Origin of the sequence: Dolosigranulum pigrum ATCC 51524, from assembly GCF_000245815.1 — a bacterium.
Lineage (GTDB): Bacteria > Bacillota > Bacilli > Lactobacillales > Carnobacteriaceae_A > Dolosigranulum > Dolosigranulum pigrum.
Map to the genome: position 1 here is coordinate 36,039 of NZ_JH601104.1, position 24,814 is coordinate 60,852.

Genomic DNA, 24,814 nt, shown 5'->3' on the forward strand with positions numbered 1-24,814 from the left:
CAACTTACAATGCTTTAATTTTTGCTTTATCTTCTGATGATAATTCAAAATCAAAAATGGCTAAATTATCCACTTGGTGCTCTCGATCGTGCGATTTCGGAATAACTACTACACCACGTTGTACGTGATAACGTAACAAAACTTGTGCCCATGATTTATTATAGCATTGCCCAATCTCAGCTAATTGCTGACGTTGGGCTTTTTCTGCCTTCAGCGGACTCCACGCCGTTACTGCTATATTTTCTTTTTGTAAATAAGCAATTAAATCATCGTTCCATTCTGTTGGGTTGGATTGAATCTGATTCACTTCCGGCATCACTTTCGCAAAGGACTTCATCTCTTCAATCATTGCCTCGGTAAAATTAGAGACCCCGATGCTCTTAAGAATCCCCTTCTCATAATACTCTTCCAACACTGACCAAACAAGCTTCAAGCGCTTAACCGAATCGAATGGATGGTGCACTAAGTACAAATCTAAATAATCCGTCTCAAAATGGTCTAAGCTCTGTTCGATCGTTTGATGCACTGCGTCTTCACTGATCGTATACTGATCATCAGTCGGAATTTTGGTGGTCAAGAAGACTTCCGAGCGCTTCACTCCGCTATTAGCTGCCGTATGTCCAACCCCTGCTTCATTCCGATATGAGATAGCTGTGTCAACTAAGCGATAACCGACTTCCAGTGCTGTCTCTAATGGCGTAAAATCTCCATTTAATTCGCCGCGATATTCAGCATCCACTTTCCCAAACGTATTGGTTCCTGTCCCGACTAACGGCATATTCGTCCGGTCATTTAATTGTATATAGTCCATATCCTGTCACCTCTCCTGAATAAAATGCTTTCATTCAGTCTATCATATCTTTCTGATTTTTCATAATCAAAGCTCATAAAAGATATCTTAGAGCAGTGAAGTTAGCTCTACTTCTGGATATTTGTCTGAGAACCAGCGCTCAGCAAACTCGTTCTCAAATAGGAATAACGGTTGATCAAAACGGTCATACACTAATGTATTACGGCTTGAACTCATCTTTGGATCCAACTGTTCGGGAGCAATCCATCGCGCAATTCGATTACCAATTGGCGTCATATCAATATCAGAATTATATTCCTGCTGCATACGTGTCTTCAAGACTTCGAACTGCAACTGACCAACTGCTCCGACAATATAATCATTAGAGTGATGGAGGCGATATACCTGAATCGCTCCTTCTTGCACTAATTGCTGCAAGCCTTTATGGAATGATTTTTGCTTCATCACATTTTTGGGCTGAATCTTCATAAAGAGTTCAGGCGTAAACTGAGGCAGATCTTCAAATTCAATTGTTTCTTTGCCGGTATGAATGGTGTCCCCAATCTGGTAAGTCCCTGTATCATAGAGACCGATAATGTCCCCTGCTACAGCCGTTTCAACAGTCTGACGGTCTTCCGCCATAAAATTAGTTGAATTATTGAGTCGAATTTTTTTATTCAATCTTGGTAGTTGGACATCCATCCCACGCTCAAACTCGCCGGAAACAATACGTAAAAAGGCAATGCGGTCGCGGTGATTTGGATCCATATTGGCCTGAATCTTGAAAACAAAACCACTAAATTGGTCCTCAGTTGGCGTAACTTCACGACCTGATTTGTCTGCTACACTTGTTGGACTTGGCGCTAATTTTAAGAATGCTTCTAGGAATGTTTGGACCCCGAAGTTGGTTAATGCTGAGCCGAAGAAAACAGGTGTCAACTCACCGGCACGTACCGCTTCTTCTGAAAAGGTGTTCCCGGCTATTTTAAGTAACTCCACTTCTTCCAGTGCTTCACTATAGACACTCTCTTCCTTGAACGGATGATCACCGGCGATTTCACCTGCATCATCTACCGCAATAAGTCGCTCCCCATGATTATCACGGTCAGGATGAGCCACTTCGATCCGATTATTGTGCAAATCATAAATCCCTAGCAACGTCCGTCCTGACCCCATCGGCCAATTCATCGCATACGCATCAATGCCTAAGACATTCTCCAGCTCTTCTACCAATTCTAGTGGCGTACGCCCATCACGGTCTAACTTATTCATAAAGGTAAAAATTGGAATACCTCGCATACGACAGACTTTAAATAATTTTTTGGTCTGTGCTTCGATCCCTTTAGTACTATCAATCACCATCACAGCCGCATCCACTGCCATCAACGTACGATATGTATCTTCTGAAAAATCTTGGTGACCTGGTGTGTCAAGAATATTGACACGTTTTCCTTCGTAATCGAACTGCATAACGGAACTGGTTACAGAAATTCCACGTTGTTTTTCAATTTCCATCCAGTCAGATGTCGCAAATTTACCACTTTTTTTGGCTTTAACGGTTCCCGCTTGTCTGATCGCCCCACCGAATAATAGCATCTGCTCCGTAATTGTTGTTTTCCCAGCATCCGGGTGTGAAATAATTGCAAATGTTCGTCGTTTATCAACTGTTTGTTTTAAAGATGTCTCTCCCATAAAAACTCCCTCACTACTTGAATATCTATTGACAGTATGCCTATTATACCATAACCGCTCAACAATACCACCACCTTCGTCACTTGCAGCCTGACAAAAATCACTGAGACAACTGTAACTATTTATCCCTCTGGCCGTCAAACAAGAAGAAATCGGGTCCAGCACTTAATTATTTATGCTCAGTTTATAACGGTTTTTACCGCTGAAATATCTTGACTAATAAAGATAGACATGCTATATTTTTAGCGATAGGAGGAATTTGATGGCAACATTTAAAACAACAACCGATATTCATGATTCAGTATTTAAGGAAGCCGCTCATATTCGTAGTCTTGTTTTTGTACAAGAACAAGGATTTGAAGAGAATGAGGAGGCGGACGATATAGAACGTGGCTATGAGCATATTCATGTCGTCGGATATATTGACGATCATCCATTAACCACTGCACGACTTCTACCAACAAAAGATGGACAAACTTACTTAATTGAACGCGTTGCAACCGTTGAAGAGGGGCGCGGCCAAGGATTAGGGGAAGAACTCTTTCACTTTATTGAGTCATTCGCTCGCGAAAGAGGCGTGCAAGAATTAGTTCTGGATGCTCAAGATGCAGCCCTTATTTTTTATGAAAAATTAGGCTACACGATTGCTAGTCCAGGGTTCTTCGAGTACGGGCGCCCACACCATACGATGCATAAGATCTTACGCGAGGATCCCACCAATGCTTGAGTTTAAGATGACCCAAGACTTGACGAGTCCAATTTATGCTGATGCCTTAATGATTCGACGTCGTGTCTTTATTGATGGACAAGGTGTTCCCGAATCGATTGAAGTGGACGATATGGAAGCTCAAGCTCGCCATATTGTTGGCTACCAAGAAGGCGAACCCGTAGTCGTTGCTCGTTTAATCGATAAAGAATTGGGCAAAACTTATAAAGTCCAACGCGTAGCTGTCTTAGCAGATTGGCGCAAACATGGATTCGGTAAGCAATTAATGCTCTATATCGAAGACTTTGCGCTCGAACAAGATGTACGCTCACTTGTACTCAATGCTCAGAATACGGCAATTGGCTTCTATGAATCATTGGATTACGAGATTATTGGCGATGTCTTCTTAGAGGCCGGCATCCCACATCACACCATGCGCAAGACATTATCCGACTACACACTCTAACGAGACAGTCTAAAAAATACTAGATTAGCTACTGAGCTAATCTAGTATTTTTGATTGTTTTTATGAATAAGTGACTGCAAATCATTCGGCAAATCTGCCACTATATGCAAAGACTGGCCTGTTAGAGGATGCGCCAACGTCAACTTCCGACAATGCAAAGCGTGTCGTTGCAACAATTTTAGATGTCCTCCGTACAAATCATCGCCAACTAATGGGTGACCAATATGTGCAAAGTGGACCCGAATTTGATGTGTTCGCCCTGTCCATAATTTTACATCAACAACCGATAAGTGCTTACGCACCTCGCGTACCCAATATTCTGTCTTCGCCGGCTTGCCTGCATCCGAATCATCCACTATCCGTTCAATAATCGACTCTTGGCTCCGCCCAATTGGAAAAGTCAATATTCCATAATCAGGAGTAACTTGTCCCTCAACAACGGCTACGTATAACTTATCGAGCGTCCGCTTGCGCAATTGCTGGTCCATCAAGGCATGAATAAAGCCATTCTTCGCAAACAGCATCACCCCGGACGTCTCTCGGTCTAAACGCGTCACGACATGCACCGCTTGATGAGGATAAGCCTTGTTGCTGATATAGGCAGCCACCCGATTCACCATCGTATCTTCGCGATGTTCAGGAGACGGCACCGAGGCCACACCACACGGTTTATTCACCACTAATAGCGCCTCATCTTCGTACAGAATATCGAGCGGTTTATCTGACAAGACAACTTGCTCATTACGCAACTCAGGTGGAATCTCAATAATAACCTGATCCCCTTCATTGATCGGCACCGTCACCCTAACCGGATCATCATTTAACCAAATCTCTCCCTCGAATTTCAGCTTAGCCAATAACTTACGTGACACCCCTTGCTTTCGCAAAAACTCACGCAATAATTTGGGGTGATGACTACCAACCGTCCACTTAACTCTCATGTCGCTTCTTCGCTCCTAAAAAAGCATCCTCCACCCGATCCCAGAAGTGCGTATGCTCATACCGCGCAAAACGAATCGTCTTATCAGAAATACGATACTGCACTGACTTCACGTGATGCTCATGATACACATTCTGATCAATTGACAACATAAAACTATCCGTATTAATCGGCTTCAAATTAATCCACTCATCCGGGGCAATAACCAGTGGCGAGCTCAGTGTTCGAAATACACGGTTATTTAACGAAGCCATCTCTGTGAGTTGAAGTGCTTTTAGTCGGGGATGCAAGACCGCCCCGCCTAACGATTTATTTAAACCAGTTGATCCTGTCGGCGTCGAGACACATAGGCCATCGCCACGAAATCGTTCAAACAACTCATCTCGAATGCCCACATCACAAACCAACGTACTATCATGCCGCTTAATCGTTGACTCATTCAGAGCCAAATAATGACGTGGCTCTTGCCCTTGCGTACAAAAAACCGTCACATCTAACAATGGATATTCAATATATTCGCCTGTATCTTTTTTCAGGCCTTCTATGAGTCGCTCTAAATCATACTCGCGCCAATCCGTATAAAATCCTAAATGTCCCGTATGTAAACCAATAAATCGAACTGAATCAATCAAATCTTGATGCTTCTCAAACGCAGACAGTAACGTGCCGTCGCCTCCGACCGTTATAATAATATCAGGCTGTTCATCCACTAACTGAAAGTCTTCTGCTAACAAAAGTTCTTTAAGTTTCGTAAATACAGCAAGAGATTTCTTTGAATAATTATGGGTCAATTTTATACGCATCTTATCGCGACTCCTCTTCTAAATGGTGTTGGGCATCAATTTCTCTAATCTCCCGTCTTAACTGTGACATCTCTTCATCTAACAAAAAAACAGACTCCGCGACTGATTGCAATCGCTCAGCAATATCTTCTGGATAATATTGATCATCTTTTTTATAGTGAAGCGAATGTTCAATCGATGCCCAAAAATTCATCGCCAACGTACGGACTTGAATTTCAACTAACACAAATCGTCGTCCTTCTACTAATTCAACAGGATAACGGCAAATCAAATGATACGACCGGTACCCACTTTTTTTCTTATGTGTAATGTAGTCCCGTTCTTCAATAATTGTCAAATCTTCGCGTTGATCAATCAAATCAACGACTTCATAAATATCCTCAACGAACGGACACATAATACGCAAACCGACAATATCTTCCATCTCTGACTCCAATTGATCTAACGACATGTGGCGACGCTGCGCCTTATCGATAATACTCTCGATTGGTTTCAGTCGACCTGTTACGAATTCAATAGGACTTGGCCGATTTCTAAGACGGTACATGCCACGTATACCTCTTAATTTTACTTTTAATTCTTTTAGCGCTAATTCATACGGATATAGCGTCTTATCCCAGTTACGTTCCATATAAACTCCTCATTATTATGTCTGTTTCTTTACGAGTAACCACTTCTTATTGTATCATAGATATGACGAAAACCTAATAAAAGGAGATTATTATGTCACAAGAACTTGAGATTGAATATAAAAATTTGCTGACCAAAACAGAATATGACCAAATAATGACTGAGTTCCAGCTTAATCACGAGAATCAGTTCACGCAGACCAATTACTATTTTGACACAACCGATTTTCAATTAAAAGCTCATCACTCCGCCTTGCGTATTCGTACGCGACCCGATCAATCCTATGCTGAGATGACTTTAAAAACACCTAAAGAGGGACAATTATTGGAAACAACTACTCAACTTACTATGGAGCAAGCTCAGTCATTCATTCAACAACAAACCATTGAACCCACAGCAGAAATTGTACAAGAGCTTCAAAAAATTGGCTTAGAGCAGAGCGAGTCGCTCACGCTATTCGCTGAATTAACAACCACGCGCCGTGAAAAACAGGTTCCCCAAGGTACGATTGTCCTCGATCATAGTTGGTATGGTACGCAGGAAGATTTCGAATTAGAGGTTGAATCAACAATGGAAACAGATGGTCTAGAGCTATTTCAAGCGATCTTACAACAATGCAATATTCCCCATCGTCAAACCCCGAATAAAATTAGGCGGGCCCAACAAGCACTTCAATCATGAATCAGTTAAGTGCATATCATTAGGCATTTGTCACAATCTTTGATAAGATTAGTTTACTTCAAGAAATATATGACGAACTAGAAAGGACTCACTATGGTATTCAGACAGATGATTGAACTCTTCGTCTTCATTAATCCTCTCGATCCTGAGTGTTTTAAAGCTAATCAGATGATTATCGAATTCGCCCAAGAGCGTACCGAAAAAGTGAATATTCGCTTCGTGACCAGTGTACTTAGCCAAAATTCACTGCGTCAACTGCACTATGCTTATTTGAAGAAAATGCAGCGTGATGACAATCAAATCTTCAATGCTGACTTCATAGCCAGTCTAGCTGTTCAAGCTGCCACCATGCAAGGCAAAAAACGTGGCATGCAATTTTTAATGACACTTCAATCTCGTTTGTTTGAAGAAGGGGATTCTTTTTCAGAAGCACTTATTATAGAGGTTGCTCAGCAAGTAAACCTTGATCTGACGATGTTTCAAGAGGACTTATACTCAAACTTAGCTAAAAAAGCTTATACGAGAGATCAACACTTAGCCCAAAAAATGCAAATCACCTCCACGCCAACTTGTGTCTTATATCAATGTAATAGTAGCAATAAAGCTATCAAAATGTCGCACCACCTGTCGAAAGAAACCTTGCACCAAGTCTGTGGAGATACCTTTGATAACTTAACTACCCAACAATTTAATCAGCATCCTTTCTTTCAAATCTTATAAAAAACAGTCATCAACGAATGACTGTTTTTTTTTGATACATTATCCATAACAAATAGCCCTATCCCTTACACCATATGCAGTGTGAAGGATAGGGCTAAAATATTTTATTTCAATGTGAACTAATTATTTAATTTCTTTAACAACTTCCTCTAGCTGGTTCAAGCGTTGTTCGAAGACATCCATAGCTCGTTGCAAGTAATCTTTGTTCGTCATGTCGAGACCAGCTTTTTTCATCACTTCGATCGGATAATCGCTACTACCGGATTTCAAGTAACCTAAGTACGCATCTAGCGCACCTTCTTCTTCATTTAAGATTTTGTCCGCTAACGCCGTAGCTGCACAGAAACCAGTTGAGTATTGATATACATAGTAACCCATATAGAAGTGCGGAATACGCGACCATTCATATTGGATCTCTTCATCATTAACTACAACATCGCCATAAAACTTATCATTAATCTCTGCATAGGTTTTATTTAAGAAATCAGCAGTCAATGGTTGTTTCTCTTGCGCTGCGGTGTGAATCTTGTGCTCGAATTCAGCAAATTGTGTCTGACGGAAGACTGTTCCCTTGAATCCATCTAAGTATTGGCTTAGAATGAGAGCTTTCTCTTCAGGTGAGTCAGCTTTTTTCAAGAGATAATCTGTTAATAGATTCTCGTTTGTAGTGCTGGCGATCTCAGCTAAGAAGATCGAATAGTCCCCATACACATACGGCTGATTGTTGCGCGTGAAGTAACTGTGCGCACTATGGCCTAATTCATGCACTAAGGTGTACAAGTGATTTAAAGAATCATGCCAGTTCAGCAAGATAAACGGATTCGTATCATACATTCCTGATGAATACGCTCCACTGCGCTTCCCTTTATTCTCAACCACATCAATCCAACGCTCATTGAATGCCTTATCTAAAATCGCTTTGTACTCATCACCCAATACACTTAACCCTTTGTATGTTGCCTCTTTTGCTTCTTCAAATGAGTACTCTAAGCTATCATCCCCCGTAATCGGTGGGTATAAATCATACATATGCAACTCATCAAGACCCAGTAATTCCTTACGTAACGCCATATAACGGTGTAAGAGTGGTAAGTTCTCATTCACCACTTCTAACAAGGTATCATGCACGCTCTCTGGAATGTGATTGTTCGATAACGCTTGATGGCGCGCTGAATCGTAATGGTGCACACGTGCTAAATAATTATTTTTCTTCACATCGCTCTGAAGCGTTGCCGCGAATGTATTATTTAAGCCTTTGTAGACTTCATACATTTTCTTGAAGGCTTCCTGGCGTACTGATCGATCCGTACTCTGAATCAACTCTCCGTATAAACCGTGTGATAATTGGACTTTCTCGCCTTCTTCATTCGTCACTGTTGGAAATTCAATATCGGCATTATTTAACATCGAGAAGGTTTGGCTTCCAGATGATAAGATATCGCTAGCCCCAGCCAATAACGCTTCTTTCTCAGCACTTAAGACATGATCTCGATCAGCTAAAATTGTTTCAATTTCATGTTTGTAAGGTTGCAGCCCTTCTGCTTCAGCAAAGTACTGATCAATCGTCTCCTGTGAGAGTGATAGCAATTCTGGTGTAAACCAAGACCGTGCTTCTGCAACTTCAGCATATTTCAAGCGTGCGCGGTCATTAAGGGTCTGATACGTTGAATTTTCAGTATCTTGATCACTTTTTAAGTGTGAGTATACAAAGAGTTTACTCAACTTACGATTCAGATCCAATAATGTCTCAAATGCTGCTAGAAAATTATCGGCCCCGTCACCCAAAGTACCTTGGAAGTTGACAAACTTATCTTTCAAGTCATCAATCGCTTCAAAATCTCGTTCCCAAGCTTCATCACTTTCATAAATAGTTGTTAAGTCCCATGTTTTTGCTTCTTCTACTTCATGACGTTTTGGTAATTGTTTTGTGTCTGACATATAACCCCTCCATCTTATTTATCTCTTATGATATCACAAAACAATTTATTTTCCTAAAAAGACGAATTTCACCACACGTCATTCGTTATTCCCGATGAGCCGCAGTAAACTTCTCTTCTAAGGAATTGAAGCGTTTGGCTTGACCACGCCGGCAATAACCAATAGCCCCTTGCTTTTTTAACACACCAGAAGATACTAATTCATCCAAAAATTCCATCAGTGGGGTTATCTTAATCGATTGATCTAATGTTGGCAATCGATAATAAACAATATGCTCTGCTTGCACTTGCTTACTAAGCCATTTAGCCAGTCGTTTAGGGGTAATAACGTGATATGTCGCCAAAGATTCTACCCACTTCAATAAGCGATAACGCCACTCGAAGTCATGTGTTCGAATCATCCAATCTGAAGCTAATGGTTGATATAATTCTCTCGGTATCGAAATCAATGACTCGCGATCTTCATACAATAATTGCAAGAAGGGCAATAGCGATTGATTACGATAAAATGCTTCTCGTTCTAATTGCTGATGCCAATACTTAATCTGTCGTTTCTCTAATTCTGATCGTTGCTCCGTAGATACTGACAGCTGCAACCAATCAGCAAATATCTCAACCGCATCAGTAGCTATCTGTGTCGTGAATAATTGTCGCATACGTGGAGTGGCCAGCCCAGCATGGTTAGCGTGTATATTTAAATACAATAATTTAGGAGGGCTCTCTTGATGGCTGAATAACAATGATTTTTGCAAAGCTGTTAATGATTTACTTGCCATTACCGGACTACCGGCAATCCATATCACACGATAATGATGCTTCTGATAGCCCGCTGTCCGTTTAGCAACTAAGTCAACCGGAATCGGACTACATTGAAACTCAATAGCTAGACGTTGATCAGGCAATAATAAATCCGGTCGCTGTTGCAACTCGGGCAAATACGGTTCGAGCTCCACTTTGGCGAAGGACCGGCTGAACAGTTGATAGAGCCATAATTTTCCTTGGACATGCTCAAGCGTCTCCCCTTCTGAAAATTGCTGACAATTACTTCCCGGATAATGGCTAAAATGAGCCATTTTATGCGTCCCCTTTTTTAAAAACACAGCCTCCTGACACCCCGGACAATAATAAGTCTTCGAATGGTTCAGTGGCACTTCAAGGGCCATCATCAGTTCCTTCTGTTCATCCATTGCCATTAACATCAACTCACCCTCTCTACCTTATAAATACACCATACTTTCTGGTATTCACTTTCTAAATTAAAAAAGCCTATCCTCATAGAGAGGATAGACTCTTCGTGCACATTATTCTGATTTAAAATGCTCTAACAAGACATTTAAGGCATTTTGTTCAATAATAGGCTCGGCGTACTCCGCAACCACATCGCTGGATACTTGGCTGAGTTGTGCGAATTCCAAAGCTTTAGCTCGCAAGAGATGCTTGTATGTCTCAGTTAGCTCACTGCCATGATCATTGAAGCGCAAACTCAAGTAATAATTCGTCGCTTCGCGGTAAAGCGTCGCCTCGAGATACTCCAAGTCAATATCTTGAGCTAACATAATGGCTTGTTCGATATTGTCAAACATCAAGACAAACTCTTCTAACGACTCTTCTTCATCGCTATCTGCTACTTTAATCTTTTTCTGTTGACTGACCTCAAGCTCTTTCATCACTGTATCGTCCAAGTATTCAATCAAATCATCGGTCATCTGAGCTCCTTTCGTAATAAAGAGCTCCATTCCGTTATTTTTGGGCATGACTTGAAATGTCAGCGCATCTGAGTCTTTGAATGAATCATCAATATCCACTTCATCCAAAATACTGTGGAAAAACTGTTCAATTTGTTGTTGATTCCCCAGTAAATCCAAAAAAGTAACTCCACGCTCGAGTAAATCCTCATTATCGATCTTCACCCGTATCGTATCTTCATTAATATGCTCTATTTCCATTACTGAGACACCTCCTTCTTACCTATTATCGTTAGACATATTTCATTCATTATAGTCAAAAAAACAACTCCTGACAAATCATATACAACTTCATACAACACATTATTCTTCAGTAAAATAATCCAATTCTTCAATCGACAAAATTTCTTTCGGAATAAATTTTTGAATTTCATCTTCATTAAATCCCGTCATTAGTCGCTTATCATCAAATATAATGGGATTTTTTAACAACCGAGGTTCTTCTTGAATAAAATCAATGAGTTCTGACAAAGAGACGGTCTCATTAGCGACAGTCCCTTTCACCAATGATAAGTATTCTGGCGCAATCAGATCTTCCGCCCCTAATTCCGTTAAGGTCATCATTTGCTTAATCTCATCCAAGGTGACTAATTCATCAAAATATTCGCGCTCAACATAAGGGATATCACTTTCATCTAGCCATTCTTTCGCTTTCAATGACTCAATGGATATCGGATTGGTAAAAATAGTAATCATTAAATCCGCCCCTTATCGACTATCTTAGTAAATTAATTCAATTAATTCATCGACTGTCACATTTCCGAAGTATTTATCGAGATCAATCGTTTCAAGTACTGACTTTATGCTTTCAGTCTCATATTTTATGCCGATCAACTGCTCTTCGACATCAGCAATTTCGCCCATACCGAAGAAATCACCATAAATCTTCAGATCACTAATTTCACCGTGGTCAATATCGAGCTTCACTTCAACCGTCCCACAACTTAGACGTTCACTCCGTTCAAGTTCAAAGTCGGGAGAAGAACCATAATTCCAGTCCCAGTTGTCCGTATACTTCGCCGCAAATGCTTCAATATGTGTCCAATCTTCGTCAGTTAACTGATACTCTTTCACTTCAGATTGATCATCTACTTCGAACAGATCCAATAGCAGTCGTTGGCGGAAATCTTTCGTATTTATCCCTTGATACTCATCACCTAAGTAGGGTTTGATATTCGTTACTCGACTACGAATAGATTTGATACCTTTGGATTCTAGTTTATGTTTTTTAGGTCGCAAAGCATCCACAACTGCTTCGATTTCAGAGTCGAATAGAATCGATCCATGAGCTGTCATGCGCCCATTTTTCGTATACATCGCATTCCCAGAGAATTTTTTGTCATCAATAATTAAATCATTGCGTCCTTGTAGTTTGGCACCATCTGCCCCCATCTTATGCAAGGATTTAATAACCGGTTCCGTAAATTTTTGGAAGTTACGGAATGACTGCCCATCATCTTCGGTTATGAAGCAAAAGTTCAAGACACCTAGGTCATGATAAACTGCTCCACCCCCGCTGAAGCGACGTACCACTTTCACGCCATTCTCTTCCACATAAGTCGTATTGACCTCTTCATACGTATTTTGGTTTTTACCTACAATAATAGAGTTATCATTAATATAGAAGAGTAAAACTGGTTCATCGAGCTTTACTTCATTCAATAAATAGTATTCAATTGCTAAGTTTAAGGCTGCATCATGAATTTCTTCTCCATTGCGCTCATTTTTTACATAATACATCGAATCGTTCCTTTCATGATCATTTAGTCTATCAGACACTCACCTAAAGTATACCACACATCTGATGATTTGTTAGGTAATTTAATTTTTTTCTTGAAAGTTTTAGAAATTAATAATATCTTCAAGATGCTCTTCTACTGATGAATGGAGATGATGCGTGATCATAATAACGGTTAGATCCAGATTTATCAGCAGTGTTTCCTCAATTTCAAGCGCCATTTTTTCATCAAGATTGCTGGTTGTTTCATCTAATAAAATAATATGTGGATTTCTCAATAATCCATTTGAACAAGTGCATCAAATGCATAAACAGTTAGTATACCCGTTGCAACTTTAGCTATAGTAGCTATGAGAATAACAAAATAGAGCGCCAAACCTTCTTTCCATTGCTTTTTTATATACTTTAACATCCGCTTGCCTCCTGCTGATGAAATGTAAGAAAATTAAACACTTTTCTATCATTTTCTGTCGTTAACACTCGCTTATTACAAAAAATTTCAATATGCGTATCAGTTAAATTCCCTATGAGTTCTTTCTTTAATCTAAATATATTATTCATTGAAATTACCTCTTTTTTTCATCTTTATTGTACTTTATTTCAAATTTTAGTACAATAAATACATCAAAATAATGTGATTATTATTTTGAAATTTACAGAAAGGCGTTGACGGCTATGAGAATCATTAAGAGAAAAATAAACTATAGTATTGGAGACTTCCGATTCAAAATTAAAATTGAACTTAGCTTTAATTGAACTTAGTTTTAATTGAACTTAGCTTTAAAAGTAACTAAATGATGAGCTGGAAGATTTCTTAGTTTTACAATATTTGGTGTTGGTGCGATAGGAATTGCAACTACCCAAACATCAACATCGACAGATCCAATCCTTTCATGAAAAGATTTGGTCTGTCGATGTTGTGTATATTAGTTAATTTTCAACATATAGTACATAAGTAATGAAAAATACTTTGATACATAAAATCGTTGATGAGATATTTACTCTAATAAAAAACCGTTCAAATTTTATCTATTCATCAATGTCATTGAAATGTCATTGACTAGATAAAACTGAACGATTAATTTTGTTACTTATCGGTTGATTTCAACACCCCCAACACTAAATGTTAGGGGCCAAAAAATATTATTGGTTATTTAATGCTTCTTGTGCTTGGTTAGCTAATGACTCAAATGACTCCGCATCGTTAACTGCCAAGTCAGCAAGTACTTTACGGTTTAAATCGATGTTTGCTAATTTCAAACCGTGCATAAATTTAGAGTAGCTTAAGCCATGTTGACGTGCTGCCGCGTTAATTCGTGTAATCCATAATTTACGGAAGTTACGTTTGTTTTGTTTACGGTCGCGGTATGCATACATGTATGACTTCATAACTTGCTGTTTAGCAACTTTGAATAATTTATGCTTCGCGCCGAAGTATCCTTTTGCTAATTTCAATACGCGCTTACGGCGTTTTAATGTGACTGTTCCACCTTTTACTCTTGCCATTGATCTCTCTCCTTGCTACTTATTCAATTATTATTTCATGTAAGTGACTTGTTGCTTAATACGTTTGTAATCGCCCTTCGATACAAGTTTTGATTTACGCAATTGACGTTTTTGCTTTTGTGTTTTGTTTGCGAACAAGTGACTTGTTTTCGCACGAGAACGTTTTAATTTTCCAGATCCTGTACGTTTAAATCGTTTTTGACTACCTTTGTGTGTTTTCATTTTTGGCATAATTTATTTCCTCCTAGATATTGCGTTTATTTATCACTTTTAGGAGCCATCATTAAGAACATACTACGCCCATCCATCTTTGGTTTCTGTTCAATGTCTCCAACGTCTTTTGTCTCTTCAGCAAAGCGTTCCAAGACTTCACGACCGATATCTTTGTGAGTAATGGCACGTCCGCGGAAGCGAATTGTCGCTTTCACTTTGTCGCCATCTTTTTCTAAGAATTTACGGCCTTGACGCAATTTCGTATTGAAATCGTGATCATCAATTGTAGGGCTAAATCTAATTTCTTTCACTTCAATTGTTTTCTGATTCTTACGCTGTTCCTTTTCTTTCTTCTGTTGTTCGTATTTGTACTTACCGTAATCCATAATACGAGCAACAGCAGGGTTCGCGTTCGGTGATACTAGCACAAGATCTAATTCAGCTCGCACTGCAGCATCCAATGCTTTCTCACGTGAAACAACTCCAATTTGCTCTCCATCATGTCCGATTAACCGTACTTTACTATCCTTAATACGGTCATTGATAATCATTTCTTTTATGACCCTTCACCTCCAAAGTATTTGCGAGAATAACAAAGAACGGGATCTCTATCCACATAGATATCCCGTTCCGTTAGGGAGAAAGTCTACAGCAAACTGCATCTAACTTTTCTCCAACGTGTCTATTAGCCCATGGACAGTATCCATTAGGCGAGAAGCGGGACTTCTACTTTGTTTTCTCTACAACAACCATTGTATAACATACTGGAATGATTGTCAAGTGGTTAAAAAATTATTGCTCATTTTTCTTCTCAATCGCTTGCTTCCGTGATAAATTCACACGACCCATGTTATCAATCTCAGTCACTAGGACTTCAATTTCCTCGCCCATTTTCACTACATCCGTCACATTTTTCACGTAACCATCAGCTAATTCAGAAATATGGACTAAGCCATCTGTCCCTTTAATCACTTCAACGAAAGCACCAAAGTTTTCAATGCGGACAACTTTTCCTTTATAGATTTTGCCTACTTCGACTTCTTCGGTTAGTTCTTCAATAATTTCAATGGCGCGATCAATCATCGCTTGATCTTCACCGTAGACAGATACTTTTCCGTCTTCTTCAATATCAATCTTCACGCCGGTTTCATCAATAATTTGATTAATTTGGTCGCCGCCTTTACCGATGACAATTTTAATTTGGTCTGGTTTAATTTGGATCATTTGAACTTTTGGTGCGTATTCACTAAGTTGCTCTCTTGGTTGACCAATTGTATTCATCATATTATTCAAGATTTCAAGACGGGCATTTTTAGCTGATTCGAGTGCTTCAACTAAGATATCACGTGTAATTCCTTCAATTTTAATATCCATTTGTAGCGCGGTAATACCTTTAGCAGTTCCGGCAACTTTGAAGTCCATATCACCTAAGTGGTCTTCTAATCCTTGAATATCGGTTAAGACCGTATATTGATCTTCACTATCCATTACCAGTCCCATAGCGATTCCAGCAACAGGGGCTTTAATCGGCACACCACCATCCATTAGCGCAAGCGACCCGGCACAAATACTTGCTTGTGAAGAGGAGCCGTTCGATTCAAGTACTTCAGCAACAAGACGAATCGTGTATGGGAAGTCCTCTTCGTCAGGAATAACAGCTTCTAAGGCACGCGCACCTAAAGCACCGTGTCCAATTTCGCGACGGCCAGGTGATTTCGGACGTCCAGTTTCACCGACTGAATAACTTGGGAAGTTATAGTGATGAATAAATCGTTTTTCTTCTTCTGAACTTAGACCATCAATCACTTGGTGTTCTGCTAGTGGTCCCAATGTTAAGACGGACAGTGCTTGCGTTTGGCCACGTGTGAAGAGTCCTGAACCATGCGCACGTGGTAAGTAAGCCACCTCAGAATCAAGGTCACGAATTTCATGCAAGTCTCTGCCATCAGGACGTACTTTATCCTCGGTAATCAATCGGCGAACTTCAGCTTTTTCCATGTCTTTGATGATTTGCTTAACATCTTTCATAATACTGTCTAGTTCGTCATCATCAGCAAATTTTTCTTCGTAAGCTGCGACAATTTCATCAGTTAAAGTTTCAACTTGTTCTGCTCGAGTCATCTTATCTGGATTTTGCACAGCCGCGATCATTTGTTCACTATACTCAGCTTCGATTGCTGCTTTCAAGTCTGCATCAGGTAAGATGAGTTCAACTTCCATCTTCTCTTGACCAATCTCTGCAATGATTTCATCTTGGAAAGCACACAACTCTTTTACTGCTTCATGCCCGAATAACAAGGCTTCTAACATATCTGCTTCGCTTACTTCTTGCGCTCCAGATTCTACCATATTAATCGCATCTTTCGTTCCTGCGACAATTAGATCAATATCAGACGCAGCTAATTGTGCTTCAGTTGGATTGATCACAAACTCGCCATCCACACGACCAACCTGAACACCAGCAATCGGGCCATTGAATGGTAATGAGGATAAACCTAATGTCAGTGAGGAACCGAACATGGCTGTCATTTCTGGTGTCGCATCCTTATTGACGCTTAAGACAGTATTATAAATTTGGGTCTCATATTTGAATCCTTCAGGGAACATGGGACGAATCGGACGGTCAATTAATCGAGCGGTCAAAGTCGCATGCTCTGATGGACGACCTTCCCTCTTAATGAAACCTCCAGGAATCTTCCCGACTGAGTACATTTTCTCTTCATAATTCACCATTAAAGGGAAGAAAGGCAACGTTGATGGCTCATCACCATTAACAACTGCACTTAAAATAACCGTATCGTCATAGCGAATCGTCGCTGCCGCATTCGCTTGTCGCGCCACCTGTCCAACCTCAACAGTTAACTGACGTCCAGCAAACTCTTTCGTAAATTCTTGTTTATTTAACATAAAAAGCTCCTCTTCTTGTTCATCATTCTGTCTTACTGTACAAAAATCAATCTTCTTTAGAGTGCCATAAGAATACTCATATTTGAACAGTAGGACGTGATTTTCTTTTAAAAAATAAGCGAGATTCGATAAGAACCTCGCTTTTTCATCGTTATTATCGACGTAAGCCTAAACGTTTAATCAATTCACGGTAACGTGCGACGTCTTTGTTACGTAAGTACGCAAGTAAGTTACGACGACGACCGATTTTTTTCATCAATCCACGCTTAGAACTAAAGTCTTTTTTGTGTTCTTTAGCATGTTCGTTTAATTCATTAATTTCTTCTGTTAAGACTGCAATTTGAACTTCTGGAGAACCTGTGTCTCCATCGTGCAGTGCATATTCATTAATGATTGCTGTCTTTTTCTCTTGTGAAATTGCCACTTCTTCCACCTCTTTCTGTTAAATTACTCCTCTCACTGAGATAACGTTGGTGATTCGTCTATCCAAGTGAAGGATTGTGATTCAATGGCTTGTTGAACACATTCCTTATCATACGTCATTTCCTTAAAAAATGCAAGCCTAATCTGTCATAATCTCTCAATTTAACTCGTCGCGTTACTAGCTCTTTTCGCGACCTAGTTTTATCATTCTTAACCCCTGCTCCATCAAACATACTCCCGCTTCATAATAATCACCTAATAGATTATACAACCCATCTTCACTGAGTACACCGCTTGTTCGACTCTCAGGAAAACGCTCAGATTCTGAAAAGTCTTTATCCAACATCCAATTAGAACTACTATAATACTCGCTCAAAGCAGTAGCCGTCTGTTGCGTCTCTTGCAACGTCTTCAACAACTCTTCTAAGTCTTCCATATCCTCTGCTAGTTCCGCCATCAATTGTTCATAATGAGCAATACGCTCAAGTTGTTGCTGTTCCCCTTCATTCAGTGTCATCTATCCACTTCCTCACTCATTTTCTTTATTGTATCATGAATTAATAATTGATTTTATAACGGTTCATTATATGACATGTTTCTTATTCCCAGTCTATATTTATTATAATAGAGATAAAATTTTTTCCTCCATTGTCAAATTAAATGCAACAAAACATATGATTCGATAAGTACACTTATGATTAGTTAAATGTGGGAGGGTTTGCCCCCTTATCGTACAACGATTCACAGTGATCAGGGGTGGCATTATCAACATCGTGCATGGATCAATTGTTTAAAGGAGCACGGCATTTATCAAAGCATGTCTCGGAAAGGAAACTGCCTTGATAATTCACCGATGGAGAATTTCTTTGGGCTCTTAAAGCAAGAAATGTATGATGGTCAAGACAAAGTGTCTTTTAATGACCTCAAGCGCAGAATCGAAAACTACATTCATTTCTACAATAACGATCGAATAAAAGTAAAATTGAGCGGCTTATCTCCAGTTAATTACCGGAAACAAGCCACTCAATCACGTGCTTAATCATCACTATTCAAAACTCCAACTTTTGGGGGTCACATCAATTTTTATGTCTTTTTTTATTTTGCTTAGGTGTTGCATTTCATTTTACAATCCACCTAATGAAATTTATTTTAAGCATTTTCAAAAAACGCTTGCATTTTTTTATCGTTAAGTGATATTATGAAAGTGGATATATTAGGAGAGAAGTGAAGTAGAAGTCAATTAATATGGAGGGGTATTCATGAATATATGTAGCTACTCAAGCACTAGCCAATGGTCAGGGGATGGTTATGGGTGTTGATTGGAACGGTTCATTCCCGAATCCAGTAGTTGATACGTGGGGATAATAGTTCAATAAGGAGGAGAAAGCAATGTATACTCAGTTTAAACAAGGATTATTCTCGCTAATGGTCTCGTATGCCGCTATGATGTTCTACTATCTTCCTTCTGCAGACAATCCGTTATTTGACACTTTACATTTGACGTTGATTGTGGGGCTGTTTATTCACGGTTGTTACCGCCTTTATCATGACGGATCCTCAAATAGTGATATGACAAAACTCCTTGTTCAAGTTGGATTATTTACAGTTTTATTTAATCTAGCTTTACCAACTATACGAGATATGTTCAATACAACAATTATGTTTATTGGAGGTTATCTACTAGCAATTCTGATTTTAAAGTATGTAGAAAACAGATTGTATCGTATTGATCGGCACAATTAAACAAATAGGAAATTTGGGGATCTATTTTTGATGTTAAAAATTCCTATCACTACAACTCTAAAAAATATAATACAAACATAATCGGAAGAGAAATCCCTTTATACAAGGACTTTCTCTTCCGATTTATTTATTATTATTTCTTAAAACGTGCTTTAACAGCTTTTCCTTGGCGGACGGCGTATTGGACAATGTGGGTGCCTGATAGAGTAATATCGCACGTTTATAGTCAGTCAACATGACATTTTCCGGGTTAATGAGGGTAGATTTCGAGACGCGAAAGAATTGGGAATAATTCGCTTCACACTCAGCAAGTTTGCCTAGGAATTCATACTTAGTCGTTGTCGTTGTGAGCACTAATTTGTGTAAGTCAAAGACACTGGTTTGCAAGGACAAAATCTGATCAAAATCAACATGAATCGTCTCTGAACCAATTGTCAGTGAGAAGAAAGGAATTTCACAATGTTAAATATTATTATTGTCATTTTATTACTATATATCTTAGGTGTATGCGATAAATAGAAAGGACCCCACATTATGATGAATGCTTAGTAGACACATAAAAATGCGCCTTGAGAGATCTACAATCAGATTTCTCAAGACGCATGTATGATGTGTTTATTAAATTATTTCACGGCATCGTGGTTGCGCAAGGTGAAGTATAGACCGAGTGCACCGATCGCGCCTCCGATTAACCAAGCAAGCAAGTACATCACTGGGTTGGACACACCACCTGCTAAGATGGCAAAAATTCCACCGTGAGGAACTTGACTAACTGAACCGAAGAACATGCTTAAGGCTCCTGCTACACCTGAACCAATTGCAAGCGGTGGAATCACACGCAATGGATTGCTGGCTGCGTAGGGAATCGCACCCTCAGTAATGAAGGCTGCTCCCATTACGTAGTTCACATACGCACCATTACGTTCCTGTTCAGTCCACAAGTGCTTATTAACCGTCGCTGAGAACGCAATGGCAAGCGGAGGCACCATACCTCCGATCATAACAGCAGCCATCACATCCGATCCAGCTCCATTAGAGGCAGTAATTAGCGCCGTTCCCGTGACATAAGCCGCTTTATTAATTGGACCACCCATATCGATCGACATCATCGCCGCCACAACAAAGCCAAGAATAATAGAGTATTCACGCGGAATATTGCTTAAGAAGTTCATAATACCGTTCATCACCCAAGCCATTGGAGCATTGACTACGAATAACATCAAGACACCAATGAACAGGACTCCGAGCACTGGGAAGATAAAGATTGGCTTCATGCCCTCTAGCGATTTTGGCATCCAAGCAAAAGCTTTACGTAAAGCCAGAATAATGCCTCCAGCTAAGAACCCAGCAACCAATGCCCCTAAAAAGCCAGATGGTTCAATGTTTTCCATAACACCTTCTTGGGAAAAAGCACCTAAAATACCAGGATTAGCAAAAATCCCACCCATAAATCCGACAACTAGTCCTGGGCGATCCGCAATCGATTGGCCGATAAATCCGGCTAACATCGGAAGCATCATGGCAAAAGCCATACCACCAATATTATTCAGCACGTGAGCAATTTCGTTATACTGCTCATGTGTGACATCAGCTGCATACAGTCCCCAAGAGAAGGATAATGCAATCAGAATCCCCCCAGCAACAACGAATGGCAGCATGTGCGACACCCCATTCATTAAGTGCTTGTAGAAACGACGGCCTAATGATTCACCCTCACTGCTCTCATCGGCACTCGTCTGTTCTCCTGCTTTAGCGTGGTAAGTAGAGGCATCAGCCTGAGCCGCTTTTTGAACTAATTCATCAGCCTTATTGATCCCATCTGCTACTTTTCGGTTCAAGAGTGGCTTACCATCGAAGCGGGTCATCGCGACTTGTTTGTCAGCAGCGACAATAACTGCCGTTGCACGTTCAATATCCGCTTTAGTTAATTTATTATTAACCCCATTCTGACCATTCGTCTCAACCTTGATCTCGTAGCCTGCTTTTGCAGCCGCTTGCTTGAGTTTTTCTTCTGCCATGAATGTGTGCGCAATCCCGGTCGGACAAGCCGTCACCGCCACGATAAACGGTTTTTCTTCTGCCACTTCATCTGCGTCTTCCGAGACATTCACTGCGTCCGATGTAGTTTCTTCGGGTTGTTCGCGTTGCTGAAAAACAGCAATAACTTCTTCCGGCGTGCTCGCTTGCATCAATGCTGCCTTCGCTTCCTCATTCATCAACACGCTGGACAATTTTGCTAAGGCATCTAAGTGAGCCGACCCGCCACCTTTTGGCGCAGCAATCCCGAAGATTAATTTTGCTGGCTTTTGATCAAAGCTATCCCATTCAATTCCCTCATTCGCTCGTAAGAAAACAATCATTGGCTCTTCAATTGATTCGTGCTGAGCATGTGGAATCGCGATTTCATCCCCGACACCAGTTGTAGATTGTTCTTCACGCGCTTGCAAAGCTTGAACATAACCTGCTTTATCATCTAATTTACCTGCTTCAACTAGCAAATCTGCTATCAATTCTAATGCACCATTTTTGTCATATTGGCTTCCATCGACATCTAACTGCATCAATTGTGGATTAAATAATTCTGATAGTTGCATCTGTTTACTCCTTTTCTAAGTGGTCTAATTGAGTGACGGTAATGTCGTCTACTAATTCTTCGATCAAGTCACGGGTCGCAATGCCGGTTGAATATGCTGTAGCACTCCCACACGCGGCCGCAAATTGTAAACTTCGGGCCATATCTTCTGTCGCTAAATACTGTGCCATAAAGCCGGCTAACATGGAATCGCCCGCACCAACTGAATTTACAACCGATCGATGAGTTGTGCTAGGCGTGCCTACTTCATAAATTGCCCCCGATTCTGTTAGAAGAATCGCACCATCTCCACCACGAGATACTAAGACGTGTTGCGCTCCGCGATGTTGCAATTCTCGGGCGTACTTAATAATATCGGCCTTGGATTCAATCGATTGTCCCACAATATCGGCTAATTCTTGTTCATTCGGCTTGATCAAGAACGGTTCGTATTGCAAGGTATTACTCAATAACTGACGGTTTGTATCAATAACTAACCGCGCGTCACCTTCCTTCACAACTGCTGCCACTGCTTGATAGGCTGCTTCGTCCATTCCACGTGCAGTATTTCCAGCTAAGAATACGACATCCTCCGCTGTTAAAGTCTCCTCAAAATAAGCCGTCAATTGGATCAAATCAGCTTGTGTTACAATCGGGCCTGCTCCATTAATCTCCGTCTCTCGGTCTGCTTTTAGCTTCGTATTAATGCGCGTCTGGCCATCCACAGCGATGAAATGACTGGCGATGCCCTCTGACGCCAACTCATCGATAATAAATTGTCCGCTGAAACCTCCGATAAAGCCGGTTGCGACCGAATCAAGGCCTAGTCGTTTCAGCAGAACTGACATATTAATACCTTTTCCCCCGGCGACAAAGTGCTGCTCCGGCACACGATTCAGCTCACCTAAATTTAACTGTTCCAAACTCATCACTAAATCAACCGCCGGATTAAATGTAATGGTATAAATCATTCGCTCACCTCTCTTATATGAATAAATTCATCAAATTTTTCTTTCATTTGGTCACTTAATTGCTCAACAATAACGGTCTGTCCATCAAGCGGCAATACGCGGGCAAAGCTGACACCACCAAATTTACTAGAATCCGCTAAAATATAAAGACGCTCTCCCCGTTCGGCTGCCTGTCGCTTCAAGACGGCTTCTTCTGGATCCGGTGTTGTAAACCCGCCATCGATATCGATACTATTCATCCCTAAGAATACACGAGAAAAACGCATCCCACTCAGTTGTTCCAAGGCGAGGCTTCCGATAATCGCTTGCGTTTGATTCTTAATCCGACCGCCCAATGTATATACTCGCACACCTAGCTCACTTAGCTGACTCGCATGCTGAATCCCATTCGTCACCACGGTAATATTCTTACCTTGCAGATATTTCAACATAGCAAACGTAGTCGATCCCGCATCCATATAAATAAATTCTTCTTTTTCAACCAATGAGGCTGCATACTTAGCGATAGCTTCCTTTGCTTCTTGATTAATATGTGTCTTCTCCTGAATTGACTGCTCTGAGTTCATCTCCCGCGCCAACTTCGCCCCACCGTGAATTCGAACTAATTCTCCCCGCTCTTCCAATTCAGACAAATCCCGCCGAATAGTTGACTCTGACACATCCAACGCCTTCATCAATTCACTACTATGCACCACGCCATGATGCTGCAGGCGGTCCAAAATATAATCAAATCGCTCCACCGTTAACATAGACTTCCCCTCCCACCTTTATTATACTGCTTTACCCCGTCAAAAACAATCATAATCATTCGAATTCAGTCAACTTTACCCAATTATAATCATCTTTAATGGAAGCGTTGACAATTATTCCTTTTTGTTATATACTGTGCCTAACTACATAAAGGAGTGGTCAAAGTGAAACACAAATCGAAATGGATTAGTATTGTCGCTACAGCCACATTGATAGGTGAACCATCAGTTTTCAGCCGAGTTCATGCCACTACTGTTGATACTTCTAATATAAGGAGCCAATAGCATGTTTGGTCTGCCAGATTTATGTTTAGACTTAGATTTGCTTCTAGTGATGATCCCTATCTACTACGGATTGGTATGGCTTTTTAACAGGATTTTTCGATATGATCCAGATCACATCGAAGGCATAAAACGCGATATTGAAAAAAAAGAGAAAAAATTAGAGAAAGAGAAGCAAAAACTTAAAGAATTAGAAACTGAAAATAAACGACGGCAAGAAGAAATCAATGAGAAGATATATGGTAAGCGTGATAAAGATAATGATAAATCTTGAGTATACAGTATTCGAGGTGATTTTATGTATATACCAGTTAATATACTAATGCAGCTATTAATTACACCCTTGATCTATTGGGGAGTCCTTAAACTCGCTAAATACGATTTATTCATGATTGAAGCCAGAAAGCGTCGGCTTAAGAAGCAAGAGAAAAAACTTGAGAAAGAACGGCAAAAAATTAAAGAACTAGAAGCAGAATATAACCGCCGACAAGAAAAAAATAATGCGAAGATACGCGGTAAGCGAGATCAAGATGATAATAAAATTTAAGCATGCAAAGCTTAATACAATATCAGTCGAATGTGCCGCGGTAATGAGAGTAA

28 protein-coding genes and 1 pseudogene are annotated in these 24,814 nt (G+C 40.2%); 8 read left to right on the forward strand and 21 right to left on the reverse strand.

Annotated elements, in window-relative coordinates; all coding sequences use genetic code 11:
• Positions 1-4 precede the first annotated feature (4 nt).
• Both HMPREF9703_RS07135 and HMPREF9703_RS07140 read right to left on the reverse strand, forming a co-directional pair.
• Positions 5-811, reverse strand: coding sequence for an aldo/keto reductase family protein (locus HMPREF9703_RS07135; RefSeq protein WP_004636711.1), 807 nt, complete (start codon positions 809-811; stop codon positions 5-7).
• A gap of 87 nt (positions 812-898) precedes the next feature.
• Complete coding sequence (locus HMPREF9703_RS07140; RefSeq protein ID WP_004636712.1) at positions 899-2,482, reverse strand: peptide chain release factor 3; 1,584 nt, start codon at positions 2,480-2,482, stop codon at positions 899-901.
• 262 nt (positions 2,483-2,744) lie between these two features.
• On the opposite strand from HMPREF9703_RS07140, the gene HMPREF9703_RS07145 reads away from it, so the two are divergent.
• Both HMPREF9703_RS07145 and HMPREF9703_RS07150 read left to right on the forward strand, forming a co-directional pair.
• The gene (locus tag HMPREF9703_RS07145; RefSeq protein WP_004636713.1) at positions 2,745-3,209 is read left to right on the forward strand and encodes a GNAT family N-acetyltransferase; all 465 of its coding nucleotides are present in this window, start codon (positions 2,745-2,747) and stop codon (positions 3,207-3,209) included.
• Positions 3,202-3,654 carry a GNAT family N-acetyltransferase gene (locus tag HMPREF9703_RS07150; protein WP_004636714.1) on the forward strand — a complete coding sequence of 151 codons (453 nt, stop codon included), beginning with the start codon at positions 3,202-3,204 and terminating at the stop codon, positions 3,652-3,654. The genes HMPREF9703_RS07145 and HMPREF9703_RS07150 overlap by 8 nt, the downstream gene beginning before the upstream one ends.
• Before the next feature lie 41 nt (positions 3,655-3,695).
• Here the strand turns inward: HMPREF9703_RS07150 and HMPREF9703_RS07155 are convergent, their stop codons facing one another.
• Genes HMPREF9703_RS07155 through HMPREF9703_RS07165 form a run of 3 tightly spaced genes read right to left on the reverse strand, consistent with a single transcriptional unit; the run spans position 3,696 to position 6,028 of the window.
• Complete coding sequence (locus HMPREF9703_RS07155; protein WP_004636715.1) at positions 3,696-4,595, reverse strand: RluA family pseudouridine synthase; 900 nt, start codon at positions 4,593-4,595, stop codon at positions 3,696-3,698.
• Entirely contained in the window at positions 4,585-5,397 is an 813-nt protein-coding gene (locus tag HMPREF9703_RS07160; RefSeq protein WP_004636716.1) for an NAD kinase, read from the reverse strand. The genes HMPREF9703_RS07155 and HMPREF9703_RS07160 overlap by 11 nt, the downstream gene beginning before the upstream one ends.
• Position 5,398: 1 nt before the next feature.
• Entirely contained in the window at positions 5,399-6,028 is a 630-nt protein-coding gene (locus HMPREF9703_RS07165; protein WP_004636717.1) for a GTP pyrophosphokinase, read from the reverse strand.
• A 92-nt stretch (positions 6,029-6,120) separates the two neighbouring features.
• Here HMPREF9703_RS07165 and HMPREF9703_RS07170 point away from each other — a divergent pair, with 92 nt between their 5' ends.
• Positions 6,121-6,708 carry a CYTH domain-containing protein gene (locus HMPREF9703_RS07170; protein ID WP_004636718.1) on the forward strand — a complete coding sequence of 196 codons (588 nt, stop codon included), beginning with the start codon at positions 6,121-6,123 and terminating at the stop codon, positions 6,706-6,708.
• 93 nt (positions 6,709-6,801) lie between these two features.
• Positions 6,802-7,428: a DsbA family protein gene (locus HMPREF9703_RS07175; RefSeq protein ID WP_004636719.1), complete on the forward strand. Its 627-nt coding sequence runs from the start codon at positions 6,802-6,804 to the stop codon at positions 7,426-7,428.
• Positions 7,429-7,551: 123 nt separating this feature from the next.
• On the opposite strand, the gene pepF is transcribed toward HMPREF9703_RS07175, so the two are convergent.
• The 12 genes from pepF to HMPREF9703_RS07230 form a co-directional block, all read right to left on the reverse strand.
• Positions 7,552-9,366 carry an oligoendopeptidase F gene (gene pepF / locus HMPREF9703_RS07180; protein ID WP_004636720.1) on the reverse strand — a complete coding sequence of 605 codons (1,815 nt, stop codon included), beginning with the start codon at positions 9,364-9,366 and terminating at the stop codon, positions 7,552-7,554.
• 85 nt (positions 9,367-9,451) lie between these two features.
• Positions 9,452-10,564, reverse strand: a complete 1,113-nt coding sequence (locus HMPREF9703_RS08635; protein ID WP_004636721.1) for a competence protein CoiA — start codon at positions 10,562-10,564, stop codon at positions 9,452-9,454.
• A gap of 102 nt (positions 10,565-10,666) precedes the next feature.
• Positions 10,667-11,311: an adaptor protein MecA gene (locus HMPREF9703_RS07190; protein ID WP_004636722.1), complete on the reverse strand. Its 645-nt coding sequence runs from the start codon at positions 11,309-11,311 to the stop codon at positions 10,667-10,669.
• Positions 11,312-11,413: 102 nt separating this feature from the next.
• On the reverse strand, positions 11,414-11,806 hold the full coding sequence (locus HMPREF9703_RS07195; protein ID WP_004636723.1) for an ArsC/Spx/MgsR family protein: 393 nt from the start codon (positions 11,804-11,806) through the stop codon (positions 11,414-11,416).
• Between the two features lie 24 nt (positions 11,807-11,830).
• A complete protein-coding gene (gene lplA, locus HMPREF9703_RS07200) occupies positions 11,831-12,850 on the reverse strand; it encodes a lipoate--protein ligase (protein WP_004636724.1) in 1,020 nt (339 codons plus the stop codon).
• 272 nt (positions 12,851-13,122) lie between these two features.
• Positions 13,123-13,260 carry a hypothetical protein gene (locus HMPREF9703_RS08985; RefSeq protein ID WP_004636725.1) on the reverse strand — a complete coding sequence of 46 codons (138 nt, stop codon included), beginning with the start codon at positions 13,258-13,260 and terminating at the stop codon, positions 13,123-13,125.
• Between the two features lie 731 nt (positions 13,261-13,991).
• Complete coding sequence (gene rplT / locus HMPREF9703_RS07205) at positions 13,992-14,354, reverse strand: 50S ribosomal protein L20 (protein ID WP_004636727.1); 363 nt, start codon at positions 14,352-14,354, stop codon at positions 13,992-13,994.
• 30 nt (positions 14,355-14,384) lie between these two features.
• Entirely contained in the window at positions 14,385-14,585 is a 201-nt protein-coding gene (gene rpmI, locus HMPREF9703_RS07210; RefSeq protein ID WP_004636728.1) for a 50S ribosomal protein L35, read from the reverse strand.
• A gap of 26 nt (positions 14,586-14,611) precedes the next feature.
• The gene (infC, locus tag HMPREF9703_RS07215) at positions 14,612-15,118 is read right to left on the reverse strand and encodes a translation initiation factor IF-3 (RefSeq protein WP_004636729.1); all 507 of its coding nucleotides are present in this window, start codon (positions 15,116-15,118) and stop codon (positions 14,612-14,614) included.
• Between the two features lie 241 nt (positions 15,119-15,359).
• Positions 15,360-17,474 carry a polyribonucleotide nucleotidyltransferase gene (pnp, locus tag HMPREF9703_RS07220; RefSeq protein ID WP_004636730.1) on the reverse strand — a complete coding sequence of 705 codons (2,115 nt, stop codon included), beginning with the start codon at positions 17,472-17,474 and terminating at the stop codon, positions 15,360-15,362.
• A gap of 154 nt (positions 17,475-17,628) precedes the next feature.
• Entirely contained in the window at positions 17,629-17,898 is a 270-nt protein-coding gene (rpsO, locus tag HMPREF9703_RS07225) for a 30S ribosomal protein S15 (protein WP_004636731.1), read from the reverse strand.
• 177 nt (positions 17,899-18,075) lie between these two features.
• Positions 18,076-18,414 (reverse strand): DUF4298 domain-containing protein, encoded by a 339-nt coding sequence (locus HMPREF9703_RS07230; RefSeq protein ID WP_004636732.1) that lies wholly within the window; start codon positions 18,412-18,414, stop codon positions 18,076-18,078.
• 207 nt (positions 18,415-18,621) lie between these two features.
• On the opposite strand from HMPREF9703_RS07230, the pseudogene HMPREF9703_RS07235 reads away from it, so the two are divergent.
• Both HMPREF9703_RS07235 and HMPREF9703_RS07240 read left to right on the forward strand, forming a co-directional pair.
• Positions 18,622-18,936, forward strand: a pseudogene (locus HMPREF9703_RS07235) (transposase); the annotation flags it as partial.
• 350 nt (positions 18,937-19,286) lie between these two features.
• Positions 19,287-19,640 carry a hypothetical protein gene (locus HMPREF9703_RS07240; RefSeq protein ID WP_004636733.1) on the forward strand — a complete coding sequence of 118 codons (354 nt, stop codon included), beginning with the start codon at positions 19,287-19,289 and terminating at the stop codon, positions 19,638-19,640.
• Between the two features lie 123 nt (positions 19,641-19,763).
• On the opposite strand, the gene HMPREF9703_RS09300 is transcribed toward HMPREF9703_RS07240, so the two are convergent.
• From HMPREF9703_RS09300 to HMPREF9703_RS07255, 4 genes are all read right to left on the reverse strand, one after another.
• Positions 19,764-20,093, reverse strand: a complete 330-nt coding sequence (locus HMPREF9703_RS09300; protein ID WP_077862722.1) for a LytTR family transcriptional regulator DNA-binding domain-containing protein — start codon at positions 20,091-20,093, stop codon at positions 19,764-19,766.
• Positions 20,094-20,263: 170 nt separating this feature from the next.
• Positions 20,264-22,234: a PTS fructose transporter subunit IIABC gene (locus tag HMPREF9703_RS07245; RefSeq protein ID WP_004636734.1), complete on the reverse strand. Its 1,971-nt coding sequence runs from the start codon at positions 22,232-22,234 to the stop codon at positions 20,264-20,266.
• 4 nt (positions 22,235-22,238) lie between these two features.
• A complete protein-coding gene (gene pfkB, locus HMPREF9703_RS07250; RefSeq protein WP_004636735.1) occupies positions 22,239-23,183 on the reverse strand; it encodes a 1-phosphofructokinase in 945 nt (314 codons plus the stop codon).
• Positions 23,180-23,932, reverse strand: coding sequence for a DeoR/GlpR family DNA-binding transcription regulator (locus HMPREF9703_RS07255; RefSeq protein ID WP_004636736.1), 753 nt, complete (start codon positions 23,930-23,932; stop codon positions 23,180-23,182). Before HMPREF9703_RS07255 ends, pfkB begins: the two co-directional genes overlap by 4 nt.
• A 286-nt stretch (positions 23,933-24,218) precedes the next feature.
• Here HMPREF9703_RS07255 and HMPREF9703_RS07260 point away from each other — a divergent pair, with 286 nt between their 5' ends.
• Together HMPREF9703_RS07260 and HMPREF9703_RS09135 are read left to right on the forward strand one after the other, a co-directional pair.
• Positions 24,219-24,488, forward strand: a complete 270-nt coding sequence (locus HMPREF9703_RS07260) for a hypothetical protein (protein ID WP_004636737.1) — start codon at positions 24,219-24,221, stop codon at positions 24,486-24,488.
• Positions 24,489-24,512: 24 nt separating this feature from the next.
• Positions 24,513-24,761: a hypothetical protein gene (locus HMPREF9703_RS09135; RefSeq protein ID WP_004636738.1), complete on the forward strand. Its 249-nt coding sequence runs from the start codon at positions 24,513-24,515 to the stop codon at positions 24,759-24,761.
• The last annotated feature ends 53 nt before the right edge of the window (positions 24,762-24,814 follow it).

Excerpts from the sequence above, each read along its gene's own strand:
- HMPREF9703_RS07135 (WP_004636711.1), bottom strand. The coding sequence starts at position 811 with ATGGACTATATACAATTAAATGACCGGACGAATATGCCGTTAGTCGGG.
- HMPREF9703_RS07140 (WP_004636712.1), bottom strand. The coding sequence starts at position 2,482 with ATGGGAGAGACATCTTTAAAACAAACAGTTGATAAACGACGAACATTT.
- HMPREF9703_RS07145 (WP_004636713.1), top strand. The coding sequence starts at position 2,745 with ATGGCAACATTTAAAACAACAACCGATATTCATGATTCAGTATTTAAG.
- HMPREF9703_RS07150 (WP_004636714.1), top strand. The coding sequence starts at position 3,202 with ATGCTTGAGTTTAAGATGACCCAAGACTTGACGAGTCCAATTTATGCT.
- HMPREF9703_RS07155 (WP_004636715.1), bottom strand. The coding sequence starts at position 4,595 with ATGAGAGTTAAGTGGACGGTTGGTAGTCATCACCCCAAATTATTGCGT.
- HMPREF9703_RS07160 (WP_004636716.1), bottom strand. The coding sequence starts at position 5,397 with ATGCGTATAAAATTGACCCATAATTATTCAAAGAAATCTCTTGCTGTA.
- HMPREF9703_RS07165 (WP_004636717.1), bottom strand. The coding sequence starts at position 6,028 with ATGGAACGTAACTGGGATAAGACGCTATATCCGTATGAATTAGCGCTA.
- HMPREF9703_RS07170 (WP_004636718.1), top strand. The coding sequence starts at position 6,121 with ATGTCACAAGAACTTGAGATTGAATATAAAAATTTGCTGACCAAAACA.
- HMPREF9703_RS07175 (WP_004636719.1), top strand. The coding sequence starts at position 6,802 with ATGGTATTCAGACAGATGATTGAACTCTTCGTCTTCATTAATCCTCTC.
- pepF (WP_004636720.1), bottom strand. The coding sequence starts at position 9,366 with ATGTCAGACACAAAACAATTACCAAAACGTCATGAAGTAGAAGAAGCA.
- HMPREF9703_RS08635 (WP_004636721.1), bottom strand. The coding sequence starts at position 10,564 with ATGTTAATGGCAATGGATGAACAGAAGGAACTGATGATGGCCCTTGAA.
- HMPREF9703_RS07190 (WP_004636722.1), bottom strand. The coding sequence starts at position 11,311 with ATGGAAATAGAGCATATTAATGAAGATACGATACGGGTGAAGATCGAT.
- HMPREF9703_RS07195 (WP_004636723.1), bottom strand. The coding sequence starts at position 11,806 with ATGATTACTATTTTTACCAATCCGATATCCATTGAGTCATTGAAAGCG.
- lplA (WP_004636724.1), bottom strand. The coding sequence starts at position 12,850 with ATGTATTATGTAAAAAATGAGCGCAATGGAGAAGAAATTCATGATGCA.
- HMPREF9703_RS08985 (WP_004636725.1), bottom strand. The coding sequence starts at position 13,260 with ATGTTAAAGTATATAAAAAAGCAATGGAAAGAAGGTTTGGCGCTCTAT.
- rplT (WP_004636727.1), bottom strand. The coding sequence starts at position 14,354 with ATGGCAAGAGTAAAAGGTGGAACAGTCACATTAAAACGCCGTAAGCGC.
- rpmI (WP_004636728.1), bottom strand. The coding sequence starts at position 14,585 with ATGCCAAAAATGAAAACACACAAAGGTAGTCAAAAACGATTTAAACGT.
- infC (WP_004636729.1), bottom strand. The coding sequence starts at position 15,118 with ATGATTATCAATGACCGTATTAAGGATAGTAAAGTACGGTTAATCGGA.
- pnp (WP_004636730.1), bottom strand. The coding sequence starts at position 17,474 with ATGTTAAATAAACAAGAATTTACGAAAGAGTTTGCTGGACGTCAGTTA.
- HMPREF9703_RS07230 (WP_004636732.1), bottom strand. The coding sequence starts at position 18,414 with ATGACACTGAATGAAGGGGAACAGCAACAACTTGAGCGTATTGCTCAT.
- HMPREF9703_RS07240 (WP_004636733.1), top strand. The coding sequence starts at position 19,287 with ATGTATACTCAGTTTAAACAAGGATTATTCTCGCTAATGGTCTCGTAT.
- HMPREF9703_RS07245 (WP_004636734.1), bottom strand. The coding sequence starts at position 22,234 with ATGCAACTATCAGAATTATTTAATCCACAATTGATGCAGTTAGATGTC.
- pfkB (WP_004636735.1), bottom strand. The coding sequence starts at position 23,183 with ATGATTTATACCATTACATTTAATCCGGCGGTTGATTTAGTGATGAGT.
- HMPREF9703_RS07255 (WP_004636736.1), bottom strand. The coding sequence starts at position 23,932 with ATGTTAACGGTGGAGCGATTTGATTATATTTTGGACCGCCTGCAGCAT.
- HMPREF9703_RS07260 (WP_004636737.1), top strand. The coding sequence starts at position 24,219 with ATGTTTGGTCTGCCAGATTTATGTTTAGACTTAGATTTGCTTCTAGTG.
- HMPREF9703_RS09135 (WP_004636738.1), top strand. The coding sequence starts at position 24,513 with ATGTATATACCAGTTAATATACTAATGCAGCTATTAATTACACCCTTG.